Here is a 12,270-nt window from a genome sequence, read left to right on the forward strand (position 1 = left end):
TTGCCGGGTGGCGGCTACGCCTTACCCGGCCTACTTTTTAAACTTACAGGGCTTTGCTTAGAAACTGTAACTCGCCCCTAACTGATACGTTCTGTCGCGCCCAATCCAGCAGTTGGTCGCATCGTAGCAGGTCAGCGTCTCTTTGTTGGTGATGTTCTGCGCGCTGGCCTTAAGCGTCAGCCCTGCCAGCGAAGGCAGGATTTCGCCCATCCGATAGGATGCCGCCAGATCGTACTGGGTGGTACCGCCCAGCTTACCCGCATCGTTAGCGGGTGAGATTTCCATCGGGCCGGTATAGCGCGCCCCCGCCCCCAGCATCAGCCCTTTCAGCGGCGTGTTCTCAAAGGTGTAATCCCCCCAGAGATTGAAGGCATTCTCCGGCACCTGCGTTGGACGTTTCCCTTTGTACTTATCATCTTCCGTATTGATCGCGTGGGTGTAGGCATAGTTCGCAATCAGCGTCAGGTTGTCCGTCGGGCGGCTGATGGCAGACAGCTCAGCCCCTTTGGATTCCACCTCCCCGGTCTGACGATAGTTCAGGAAGCCCGGATCGGAGGTGACGACATTTTTCTGACGGATGTTGAACACCGAGGCGGTAAAGGTAGTGGCGTAGTCGGCCAGCAGATATTTCACGCCGCCCTCCACCTGCTTGCTGGTGGTCGGTTTGACGTCTTTCGCCGCGAGCGTTCCCTTCGGCGACACCGGTGCAAAGCCTTCGGAATAGCTGATAAACGGTGACAGACCATTATCAAAAGCGTAAAGCGCGCCCAGGCGTTTGGTGACGCGATCCTGAGAGACCCAGTCCTTATCACCGTTTTGCAGATAATTGGTGGTCACGGAGCGATAATCGTCGTAGCGCAGGCTGCCCAGCAGATTTAAGCCCCCCCACTCCACCTGATCCTGCAGGTAGTAGCCGTTCTGCTGATAGCTCAGACGGTTTTTCTGGGCGGTATACAGGCCCAGCGCGCTTTCGCCGATCTGCGAATAGTCAGGGTTGCGCATATCCATGCCCGGCGTGGCCGACGCGTAACGGTAGTGGAAATGGGAATTCAGCTTCTGATAGTCAAACCCGGCCAGCAGATGGTGTTGCCAGTCGCCCAGCGCCACGGTTTTCGTCACCTGGTTATCGATGTTAAAGCTCTGCAGATCTTCATCGGTGGTGTAGGCAAAGCGGTTGAGCTGATAGACCTCGCTTCCCGTGCCCGTCGCATAGACGCTGCGCTGATGCGTATCGACGTCGAAATAGCGCGCCTTCTGGTTAAAGCCCCAGCCGCTGTCGAACGCATGTTCAAAGCTGTAGCCCAGCATCCACTGGCGCTGCTTAAATCCGTTCCACTCATCACCGGCGTAGTCGCGCTTGCCCGCGTATTTCGAGCGCAGGTAGGCGAGCGGCAGCGGGTTCGACGGCGTCAGGCTCGGGGAGTTCTGCGCCAGCGCATCCAGAGTCAGGCGGGTTTTGCTGTCGGGTTGCCAGGTGACGGACGGGGCAACCAGGTAGTTTTCATACCGGGTGGTGTGCGGCTGATCGTCATTTTCCGTCGCTTTACCCAGCAGGCGATAGTTCCAGTCGCTATCGGCGATCTGCCCGGTTGAGTCGAGATAGCCCTCTTTCAGGTTGCGGTTACCGGTGTTAAATCCGAATTCGGTTCGCGCTTCTCGCTGCGGCTTTTTACTCTGGATATTCACCAGCCCGCCCGGCGAGCCGCCGCCGTAGAGAACCGATGAGGGGCCTTTCAGGATATCAACGCTGTCAATCAACAGCGGATCGATGCGGGCTTTGGTATTGCCGGTGACGTTATAGGGCAGCTGCAGCCCGTTGTAGAACTCCTGGTCGACGGTAAAGCCACGAATTTTATATTCGCTCATGTAGGAGGTATTTCCCCGCACCTCGGTTGAGACCCCTGGTGCATAGCGCAGGATTTCATTCACGGAATTCGCATGGCGCTTGTCAATTTCCGGTGCAGAAACGGTCGTGATGACCTGCGGCGTTTTACTTTCAGCAACGGCCGATTTCGTGGCGCTGTTCGTCCAGGCCGGCAGCGCGCTGCCCTGCTCTGCGCCGGTGACGACGATAGTGGATTCTTCGGCGAATGCCGGAACGTGCAGTGCGAGCGAGACGGCGCCTGCCAGGGCGCATAGCGTAAAACGTGAAGGAGTCATAATGTCGTCTTGTTGTTAGATGCAATACGGAACGACAATTATTATCATTTAGATTAACAAATCAATACGCAGGCAAAAAAACGGCCCTCCGCAGAGAGCCGTTTACGTCATGTTATGCTCGTCGCAGTAACCTGAATATGCCCAGCACCACAATGGCACCCACGACAGCGACCAGAAAACTGTGCAGGTCAAAACCACTTATGTTGCCTCCGAAGCCAAACATCGTCGCCAGCCAGCCGCCCACAACCGCACCAACGACCCCGAGTACACAGGTCAAAATAAAGCCGCCGCCATCGTTTCCCGGCATGATCAATTTCGCGATAGCGCCAGCAATAAGACCAAAGATAATCCAGGCGATGATACCCATAGCGATGCCCTCTTGCAGGTTTAACGCATGCGCAGAAAACCTTCTGCACAGCTAACATAAGTATAGGTCATCGCCGGAAAATCATTTTCTTCTCACCGACTTATCTTTGTCTAAACAGGCAAAAAAAACTCACCGGTTTGTATTAAGTTTCATCGCAGATTGCCGATAACGCTAAGACAGTCTGTCATCTATCAAGGAGCCATCCGGCGTGAGTCATTACAGTGAGCAGTTCCTCAAGCAAAATCCGCTGGCTGTATTAGGGGTATTACGCGACCTGCAAAAAGGTGAAGTGCCGCTGCGCATCAGCTGGTCGAATAATCAGTTCATCAGCAAGATCCTTGACGCCTCGCAGGAGCGGCTGGTGATTGATTTAGGCAGCCAGGAGTATGAAAACCGCGCGGCGCTGAAGGCGGAGAATATCGCCGTGATGGCCGAAACGCAGGGCGCCAAAGTGGAGTTTGTCCTGTCGCGACTGGAACTGAGCGAATATCAGGGGCTTCCGGCCTTTGTGACCCCCCTTCCTGGCAATCTCTGGTTTGTCCAGCGTCGCGAATATTTCCGCATCAACGCCCCGCTTCATCCCGCTTACTTCTGCAAGGCCAAAATGCCGGACAAAAAAGAGATCCGCTTCCGTCTCTTCGATCTGTCGCTGGGCGGCATGGGCGCGCTGATGGATACGCCGAAGCCTGACGGACTGGTAGAGGGCATGCGGTTCACGCAAATTGAACTGGATATGGGGGGCTGGGGGCGCTTTTATTTCGATGCACAGCTGATTGCCATCAGCGACCGCACCGTCGTGGACAGCAAAAATGAAACCATCACCACGCCGCGTCTGAGCTTCCGTTTCCTGAATGTCGGGCCCGGCGCAGAGCGCGAGCTGCAGCGCATTATCTACTCCCTGGAGCGCGAGGCGCGGGAACGCGCAAATAAAGTTCTGTAAGGAACATCGGGCAGCGTGACCGCCGCCCGTCTGCGGCATTACATGGCATCCATCGCTTTCTGTACTTTCCAGATATAACGAGGCGCCTGTGGTGCCGGGTGATTTTTCGCCACATGCTCAAAGAATTCGTCTTTGTCCATGCCGTTAATCTCTTCTATCGCCTCTTTGCGGTCAGAGGAGAAGGTTCTCAGCAACGCGCCGGCACCGTTAACGTAAGAGACCACCAGCGCGTACTGCATCACCTCCGGATCCTTAATGCCCTTCAGCACGCCGTGCTCCATGATGCTCAGATAGGCCGTGCCCATTGAAATGTTGCGTTCCGGATTCTTCAGCTCGCTGGTCGACGGCTGACCGCTCCAGCCCATATAGCGGTAAACTTCTTTCCCCGCCGTTGACGCTTTAAGCTGCATCAGCCCCACCGCGTTGGACTTGCTGACAAGCGTGGGGTTACCGCCGGACTCCACCGCAATGATCGCCGTGATGAGACGCGGACTGACGCCCCAGGCTTTCCCGGCTTGTTCACTGATCGGCATCCACTGCATCGCGCGCTTCACCGGCACTTCCGGGTTCCAGGGTGGGTTTTGATAATCATGTTTTGAACTACAGCCAGCGAGCAACACAATCAAAAAAGCAAACCATCTCAATTTCACGTCATCTATCCTTATAGCCGGTCATCGCGGTGCGCCGCTCTTGAAGCAGGCGGCGTATAAGCGGCATGATATAGACAATTAGTTTCTCATTCAGCAAGGAATTGCCATGTCTCAGTTTCATCTCATCGCGCCGTCGGGCTACTGCATTAACCAGGACGCGGCGCAGCGGGGCGTTCAGCGTTTGCTGGAGTCGGGCCACCGGGTAGAAAATCAGACGATTATCCCCCGCCGCCAGCAGCGTTTTGCCGGTACCGAAGCGCAGCGGCTGAATGATATCAACAGCCTGGTGAACCTGAAGGGTGAAAACAGCATAGTGCTGGCGGTGCGCGGCGGATATGGCGCGAGCAGGCTGCTGGAGAGCATTGACTGGCAGGGTCTGGCGCAGCGCCAGCAGCAGGATCCGCTGCTGATATGCGGCCACAGCGATTTCAGCGTCATCCAGCTTGGGCTGCTGGCGCTGCATAACGTTATCACCTTCAGCGGCCCGATGCTGGCCGGTAATTTCGGCGCCCCGGAGCTGAATGCGTTCACCGTGGAACACTTCTGGCGCGCGCTGCGCAATCCCACCTACAGCGTGGAGTGGCAGGGGAATGGACCGCACTGGGAATGTGAAGGCCAGCTCTGGGGCGGCAACCTGGCGATGCTGGTTTCGCTTATCGGTACGCCGTGGATGCCGCACATCGAGGACGGCATTCTGGTGCTGGAAGATATCAACGAACATCCGTTCCGCGTCGAGCGCATGCTGTTGCAGCTCTATCATGCCGGTATTCTTGAGCGCCAGTCCGCGATCGTGCTGGGCAGCTTCAGCGGCTCTGCCCCGAATGACTATGACGCGGGTTACTCCCTGGAAACCATGATTGAGTTCATTCGCTCGCGGCTGGATGTTCCGGTGATCGCCGGTCTGGATTTCGGCCATGAGCAGCGCACCGTCACCCTGGCGCTGGGGGCGCACGCCTCCCTGATCCATAATGATTCCGGCTCCCGGCTGACCATCAGCGGCCATCCTGTCATAAAGGCATAAAAAAGCCGTTATACCCCCTTAATAAAACGCTGTTGCCGTCGTTAATATGTTAGGGTTTTAGTAACAGCGTTAACATTGAGGTGGGAGTAAGAGAACATTGGATGCCGCAGCGATAATCAGCCTTTTCATTCTGGGTTCGGTCCTTGTAACCAGCAGTATTTTATTAAGTTCATTTTCATCGCGTCTCGGCATACCTATTCTTGTTATTTTCCTCGCCATCGGCATGCTGGCCGGCATTGATGGCATTGGCGGTATCCCATTCGATAACTATCCTTTCGCCTACATGGTGAGTAACCTGGCGCTGGCGGTGATCCTGCTGGACGGCGGCATGCGCACCCAGGCAAGCTCCTTCCGCGTGGCCTTAGGGCCCGCGCTGTCGCTCGCGACGGTTGGCGTGTTGATAACCTCCGGCCTCACCGGAATGATGGCCGCGTGGCTTTTCCATCTCAACATCATGGAAGGTTTGCTGATTGGCGCGATTGTCGGCTCAACCGATGCGGCAGCGGTGTTTTCTCTGCTTGGTGGAAAAGGGCTCAACGAACGTGTTGGCTCCACGCTTGAGATTGAATCCGGCAGTAACGACCCGATGGCGGTGTTTCTCACCATTACGCTTATCGAGATGATTCAGCAGCACGAAAGCGGGCTGAGCTGGACGTTTGCGTGGCATATCCTGCAGCAGTTTGGCCTGGGGATTGTCATCGGCCTGGCGGGCGGCTATCTGCTTCAGCAGACAATCAACCGCATATCGCTGCCGTTGGGGCTTTACCCGTTGCTGGCGCTGAGCGGCGGCATCCTCATTTTTGCCGTTACCACGGCGCTGGACGGCAGCGGCATTCTCGCCGTCTACCTCTGCGGGTTCCTGATGGGCAACCGCCCTATTCGCAACCGGCATGCCATTTTGCAGAACTTCGACGGTCTGGCCTGGCTGGCGCAGATCGGCATGTTCCTGGTGCTGGGGCTTCTGGTCACCCCCTCAGACCTGCTGCCCATCGCGGTTCCGGCGCTGCTGCTGTCCGCGTGGATGATCTTCTTCGCCCGTCCGCTGTCGGTATTTGCAGGTTTGCTGCCGTTTCGCGGCTTCAACCTGCGCGAGCGGATATTCATCAGTTGGGTGGGCCTGCGCGGCGCGGTGCCGATTATCCTTGCCGTCTTCCCGATGATGGCAGGTCTGGATAACGCCCGGCTGTTCTTTAACGTGGCGTTCTTCGTGGTGCTGATTTCGCTGCTGTTCCAGGGAACGTCCCTCGGGTGGGCGGCGAAAAAAGCCAAAGTGGTGGTGCCTCCCGTGGGCTGGCCGGTTTCCCGCGTGGGGCTCGACATTCATCCGGAAAACCCGTGGGAACAGTTCGTTTATCAGCTGAGCGCCGACAAATGGTGCGTGGGGGCTTCGCTGCGCGATTTGCACATGCCGGCCGAAACGCGCATTGCCGCCCTGTTCCGCGACAATGTTCTGCTGCACCCTACCGGCAGCACCCGCCTGCGCGAAGGGGATATTCTCTGCGTGATTGGCCGCGAGCGCGACCTGCCCGCGCTGGGCAAGCTGTTCAGCCAGTCGCCTCCGGTGGCGCTGGACCAGCGTTTCTTCGGCGATTTCATTCTGGAAGCCAGCGCCAGATTTGCCGATGTGGCGCTGATTTACGGCCTGGATGAAGGTGCTGAAGACGGAGATAGCCAGCAAACGCTGGGCGAAATCATCCAGCAGCGGCTTGGCGCTGCCCCGGTCGTGGGCGATCAGGTCGAGTTTGCCGGGATGATCTGGACGGTAGCAGAGAAAGAAGATAACGCTGTGAGGAAAGTCGGTTTGAGGCCGATGGAAGAGGAAGCGGAGTAGCGGTTTTTTTGCCGGGTGGCGCTAACGATTACCCGGCCTACACTCGAGGATTTTGTAGGTCGGGTAAGGCGAAGCCGCCACCCGACACAAACATTTGTTACACCGTCACAACAGGCACCCTTGGTGCCAGCGCGCACATCAGTTCATACCCTACCGTCCCTGCTGCGGCCGCCACGTCATCAATTTTGATTTCGTTACCCCACAGCTCAACCGGCGAACCGATACCCGCCTGCGGACATGGCGTCAGGTCAACGGCCAACATATCCATTGATACGGTGCCTACCGTCCCCGTGCGAACCCCATCGACCCACACAGGCGTGCCGGTCGGCGCAATCCGCGGGTAGCCGTCGGCATAGCCGCCCGCCACGATACCAATTCGCTGCTCGCCCTTTGCCCGATAGCGGCTACCGTAGCCCACCGTGTCGCCGGCCTTCAGGGTTTGCACACCAATGATTTCGCTGCGCAGGGTCATTACCGGCTTCAGGCCGCTGTTGGCGATATCCTGCCACTGGCCCGAGGGCGACGCGCCGTACAGAACGATCCCCGGACGCACCCAATTGTAGTGCGCCTCGGGATGCCAGAGCGTGGCCGCCGAGTTGGACAGCGAGCGCGGACAGTCCAGCCCTTCTGCCGCCTGCTCAATGCGGACCATGGCATCGGCAATGCCGTCCGGTTTTTCCGCGTCGGCAAAATGCGCCATCAGCGTCATTTCACCTACGTTCTTCAGCGCGCGCAGCTGCTGCCAGACCGTATGCACCCGCTCAGGCTGGAAGCCCAGGCGGTTCATGCCGCTGTTCACCTTGAGATAGATATCCAGCGGCGCGTGGAGCTTCGCATCCTGAATCGCTTTGATCTGCCAGTTGCTGTGAACGCTGGTGGTCAGCCGGTACTTATCCAGCAGCGGCAGATCGTCGGCGTGGAAGAAGCCCTCGAGCAGCAGTATGGGCCCTTTCCAGCCGCGCTCGCGCAGCAGAATAGCCTCTTCCAGATTAAGTAACGCAAAGCCATCGGTGGCGCTCAGCGCGCTCCAGATACGGTCAATGCCGTGGCCGTAGGCATTCGCTTTCACGACCGACCACACGCGTGCGCCAGGTGCCGCCCGGCGAACAATCTGCAGGTTATCCTTCAGGGCCTGCAGGTTCAGCTGAGCCAGAACAGGACGGGACATGACAACTCCTTAGTTATGCGCGCCGTGCAGGTGCTGTGGACGCGACGGCGTAAACCCCGATTGATAGCGCGCGGCGCTTAAATCGTCAAACGGAATGGCTGGCGTGCGTCCGGAAATCAGGTCACTCAGCAGTTGGCCGGAGCCACAGGCCATCGTCCAGCCAAGCGTGCCGTGTCCGGTATTGGTCCACAGGTTTTTGAACGGCGTGCGCCCCACAATCGGCGTACCGTCCGGCGTCATCGGACGCAGGCCGGTCCAGAACGTCGCCTGCTCGACAAAGCCACCGCGCGGGAAGAGATCTCCAACCACCATCTCCAGCGTTTCACGACGCGGTTTCAGCAGCTCGGTATTGAAGCCAACGATCTCCGCCATGCCGCCTACGCGGATGCGGTTATCGAAGCGGGTAATGGCAATTTTGTAGGTTTCATCCAGAATGGTAGAAACCGGTGCGCCGCTCTCCTCTTTTACCGGAATGGTCAGCGAGTAGCCTTTTAGCGGGTAGACCGGAATATCGAGAATGCCCTTCAGCATGGCGGTGGAGTACGAGCCAAACGCCATGACGTAAGCATCTGCTTTGATCACCTCTTCGCCACACTTCACGCCGTAAATTTTTTCCCCTTCCGACAGCAGCTTGTCGACAGCAGTGTTAAAGCGGAACTTCACCCCCGCCTGCTCGCACATCTGCGCCAGACGCTGCGTAAAGAGCTGGCAGTCGCCGGTTTCGTCGTTCGGCAGGCGCAGGCCGCCCGTCAGCTTATGCGCCACTTCCGCCAGCGCCGGTTCAACCTGACCAAGCTGGCTGGCTTCCAGCAGCTGGTACGGTACGCCAGCATCTTCCAGCACGGCGATATCGCGGGTGGCATTTTCGTACTGCTGCGCCGTGCGGAACAGCTGCAGCGTTCCGCCCTGACGGCCTTCGTACTCAATCCCCGTTGACGCGCGCAGCGCTTTCAGGCAGTCGCGGCTGTATTCCGCCAGGCGCACCATGCGCCCTTTATTCTCCATGTAGTGGCGGGTGTCGCAGTTACGCAGCATCTGCCACATCCACTTCAGCTGAAACTGCGTGCCGTCAAGGCTGATGGCCAGCGGCGCGTGGCGCTGGAACATCCATTTAATCGCTTTCAGCGGAACGCCCGGCGCTGCCCATGGTGCCGCATAGCCGGGAGAGATTTGCCCGGCGTTCGCCGCGCTGGTTTCCAGCGCAGGGCCTGACTCACGATCGATAACGGTGACGTCATGTCCCGCCTGACTTAAATACCAGGCGCTGGTTACCCCAACGACACCACTTCCCAGTATGACAACACGCATAGCCACTCCATTATGTGCAAAAGAACAATCTTCTAATTACAGATTGATAACCTAGTTGAAAATATTATTCAACATACGACTTTTTTATGGTGACTTACCTCACACATCCCCCAGCATCAGGGGATAGTGCTAATTTGGGATCTCCTGCTGCGCGTTATTTTTAACCAGCATAATATGCTGAGGGACGCCCTTTTTTTGCCGTATCAAAAACGCGAAATCGCAAAGAAAAAATTTCTGCCTCAGCACGCTTTTTAACACGTTGATCTATGCTTGAAAGGAGGCTCTCCAGACAGAGAGAGCACCCACAACGAGGGCGCGCTAATGGCTACTATTGATTCCCTGAACAAGGACAACACACGTCTGAGCGATGGACCCGACTGGACCTTCGAGCTGCTGGATGTTTACCTCGCCGAGATCGACCGGGTCGCAAAACTGTATCGCCTGGATACCTACCCCCATCAGATTGAAGTCATTACGTCCGAACAGATGATGGACGCCTACTCCAGCGTCGGGATGCCGATCAACTATCCGCACTGGTCGTTTGGTAAGAAATTTATTGAAACGGAGCGGCTGTATAAGCACGGCCAGCAGGGTCTGGCGTATGAAATCGTCATCAACTCCAATCCGTGTATCGCCTATTTAATGGAAGAGAACACCATTACCATGCAGGCGCTGGTGATGGCGCACGCCTGCTACGGGCATAACTCTTTTTTCAAGAATAACTATCTGTTCCGCAGCTGGACGGATGCCAGCTCCATCGTCGATTACCTGATCTTCGCCCGTAAATACATTACCGACTGCGAAGAGCGCTACGGCGTGGACGAAGTGGAAAAACTGCTCGACTCCTGCCACGCGCTGATGAACTACGGCGTTGATCGCTACAAACGTCCGCAGAAAATCTCCCTCCAGGAGGAGAAAGCGCGGCAGAAAAGCCGCGAAGAGTATCTCCAGAGCCAGGTGAACATGCTGTGGCGTACCCTGCCGAAGCGTGAGGAGGAAAAAACGATCGCCGAAGCGCGTCGCTATCCGTCCGAGCCGCAGGAAAACCTGCTCTATTTTATGGAGAAGAACGCCCCGCTGCTGGAGCCGTGGCAGCGTGAGATCCTGCGTATCGTGCGCAAGGTCAGCCAGTATTTCTATCCGCAAAAGCAGACGCAGGTGATGAACGAAGGCTGGGCGACATTCTGGCACTACACCATTCTCAACCACCTGTATGACGAGGGGAAAGTTACCGAGCGGTTCATGATGGAATTTCTCCACAGCCATACCAACGTGGTGTTCCAGCCGCCCTACAACAGCCCGTGGTACAGCGGCATTAACCCGTATGCGCTTGGTTTTGCCATGTTCCAGGATATCAAGCGTATCTGCCAGTCACCGACGGAAGAAGACAAGTACTGGTTCCCGGATATCGCCGGATCTGACTGGCTGGAAACGCTGCACTTTGCGATGCGCGACTTTAAGGATGAGAGCTTCATCAGCCAGTTTATGTCGCCGAAGATCATGCGTGACTTCCGCTTCTTCACCGTGCTGGACGATGACCGCAACAACTATCTGGAGATCTCCGCAATCCACAACGAGGAGGGATACCGTGAGATCCGCTCTCGCCTCTCTTCCCAGTACAACCTGAGCAACCTTGAACCGAATATTCAGGTCTGGAACGTGGATTTACGCGGTGACCGCTCCCTGACGCTGCGATATATCCCGCACAATCGCGCGCCGCTGGATAAAGGGCGTAAAGAGGTGCTTAAGCATGTGCATCGCCTGTGGGGCTTTGACGTGCAGCTGGAGCAGCAGAATGAAGACGGGAGCGTCGAGCTGCTGGAACGCTGCCCGGCGCGGTTGAATACGCTGTAGTGCAGCCTTTTTTGCCCGGTGGCGCTACGCTTACCGGGCCTACAAGACCCGTAGGTCGGGTAAGGCGTAGCCGCCACCCGACGAAAAAAAACCTCTCATACGAGAGGTTTTTTATTTCAGCGGCTCTGAATCGCCAAATCACCCGGCAGCGTTTTCTGCATACGGTGCCAGATTTCACCGGAATCGTGACCGTAGCGGCGCACCGTCTCATAAACCTGATCGTGCAGGCCTTCAGAGCACAGCTTGCTCAGCTTATGGTAGAAGCCCAGCGCCAGGCTGCGGGCTTCTGGATTGGCAAAGTAGTGGCGGCCAATGCGGGTGTAGAGCCCTTTCATGCCGTTGAGGATCAGACCGTACACCGGGTTGCCGGAGGCAAACGCCAGCCCACGGAAGACGTTGTAATCGAGGGTGGCGAACGCGTCGGCGTGATCTTCCACTTCGTTGGCACTGGCCAGTACCGCAAGCGCATCTTCCGGATGCTGACGGAAAGCCGTACGAATGAAGATCGTCGCGATGTTGGTGCGAACGGAGAGCAGATTATCAATGAGCTGTGGCACGCTTTCATGATCGAGACGCGCCAGCGTTTCAAGAATGTTCAGCCCGGAGGTTTCCCAGAAGTTGTTCACTTTTGTTGGCTTGCCGTGCTGGATCGTCAACCAGCCATCGCGCGCCAGTCGCTGAAGCACTTCACGCAGCGTGGTGCGAGTGACGCCAATCAGTTCAGAGAGTTCGCGTTCAGCCGGAAGAATGGACCCCGCAGGGAAACGATTATTCCAGATGCTTTCAATGATGTACTCTTCCGCGAAACCCGCCGGGCTCTGCGCCTTAATGACCATAGTGAGATTTCCATTACACAGCTTTAGCAAATTGGACTCATCATACCAGAGGCACGCAGTGGCAGGTAGCGCGGCAAAGAGAGAAAAGAGGGATCGCCGTTTCATTTTTGTGAAATTTACACTGCAGCGTTATCC

Annotated in this window: 10 protein-coding genes; 4 read left to right on the forward strand and 6 right to left on the reverse strand. The window is 56.9% G+C overall.

Going from position 1 to position 12,270, the window contains the following annotated elements:
* Positions 1 to 57: 57 nt before the first annotated feature.
* Together V1572_RS16245 and V1572_RS16250 are read right to left on the reverse strand one after the other, a co-directional pair.
* Positions 58 to 2,160 (reverse strand): TonB-dependent siderophore receptor, encoded by a 2,103-nt coding sequence (locus V1572_RS16245; protein ID WP_334761025.1) that lies wholly within the window; start codon positions 2,158 to 2,160, stop codon positions 58 to 60.
* Positions 2,161 to 2,272: 112 nt separating this feature from the next.
* Positions 2,273 to 2,527, reverse strand: coding sequence for a GlsB/YeaQ/YmgE family stress response membrane protein (locus V1572_RS16250; protein WP_008502662.1), 255 nt, complete (start codon positions 2,525 to 2,527; stop codon positions 2,273 to 2,275).
* Between the two features lie 208 nt (positions 2,528 to 2,735).
* On the opposite strand from V1572_RS16250, the gene V1572_RS16255 reads away from it, so the two are divergent.
* Positions 2,736 to 3,467: a flagellar brake protein gene (locus tag V1572_RS16255; protein ID WP_048029456.1), complete on the forward strand. Its 732-nt coding sequence runs from the start codon at positions 2,736 to 2,738 to the stop codon at positions 3,465 to 3,467.
* Between the two features lie 38 nt (positions 3,468 to 3,505).
* On the opposite strand, the gene emtA is transcribed toward V1572_RS16255, so the two are convergent.
* A complete protein-coding gene (emtA, locus tag V1572_RS16260; RefSeq protein ID WP_024909815.1) occupies positions 3,506 to 4,117 on the reverse strand; it encodes a membrane-bound lytic murein transglycosylase EmtA in 612 nt (203 codons plus the stop codon).
* A 106-nt stretch (positions 4,118 to 4,223) separates the two neighbouring features.
* On the opposite strand from emtA, the gene ldcA reads away from it, so the two are divergent.
* Both ldcA and V1572_RS16270 read left to right on the forward strand, forming a co-directional pair.
* A complete protein-coding gene (gene ldcA / locus V1572_RS16265) occupies positions 4,224 to 5,138 on the forward strand; it encodes a muramoyltetrapeptide carboxypeptidase (protein WP_343666109.1) in 915 nt (304 codons plus the stop codon).
* A 97-nt stretch (positions 5,139 to 5,235) separates the two neighbouring features.
* Positions 5,236 to 6,969, forward strand: a complete 1,734-nt coding sequence (locus tag V1572_RS16270; protein WP_045908249.1) for a potassium/proton antiporter — start codon at positions 5,236 to 5,238, stop codon at positions 6,967 to 6,969.
* A gap of 97 nt (positions 6,970 to 7,066) precedes the next feature.
* Here V1572_RS16270 and dadX read toward each other — a convergent pair whose 3' ends face one another.
* Both dadX and V1572_RS16280 read right to left on the reverse strand, forming a co-directional pair.
* A complete protein-coding gene (gene dadX, locus V1572_RS16275) occupies positions 7,067 to 8,137 on the reverse strand; it encodes a catabolic alanine racemase DadX (RefSeq protein ID WP_008500515.1) in 1,071 nt (356 codons plus the stop codon).
* Positions 8,138 to 8,146: 9 nt separating this feature from the next.
* Positions 8,147 to 9,445 carry a D-amino acid dehydrogenase gene (locus V1572_RS16280; RefSeq protein WP_045908248.1) on the reverse strand — a complete coding sequence of 433 codons (1,299 nt, stop codon included), beginning with the start codon at positions 9,443 to 9,445 and terminating at the stop codon, positions 8,147 to 8,149.
* A gap of 321 nt (positions 9,446 to 9,766) precedes the next feature.
* On the opposite strand from V1572_RS16280, the gene V1572_RS16285 reads away from it, so the two are divergent.
* Positions 9,767 to 11,299 carry a SpoVR family protein gene (locus V1572_RS16285; RefSeq protein ID WP_023293929.1) on the forward strand — a complete coding sequence of 511 codons (1,533 nt, stop codon included), beginning with the start codon at positions 9,767 to 9,769 and terminating at the stop codon, positions 11,297 to 11,299.
* 116 nt (positions 11,300 to 11,415) lie between these two features.
* On the opposite strand, the gene fadR is transcribed toward V1572_RS16285, so the two are convergent.
* Positions 11,416 to 12,135, reverse strand: coding sequence for a fatty acid metabolism transcriptional regulator FadR (gene fadR, locus V1572_RS16290; protein ID WP_008500512.1), 720 nt, complete (start codon positions 12,133 to 12,135; stop codon positions 11,416 to 11,418).
* Positions 12,136 to 12,270 lie beyond the last annotated feature (135 nt).

Source organism: Enterobacter quasiroggenkampii (assembly GCF_043972695.1).
GTDB classification, from domain to species: Bacteria; Pseudomonadota; Gammaproteobacteria; order Enterobacterales; family Enterobacteriaceae; genus Enterobacter; species Enterobacter quasiroggenkampii.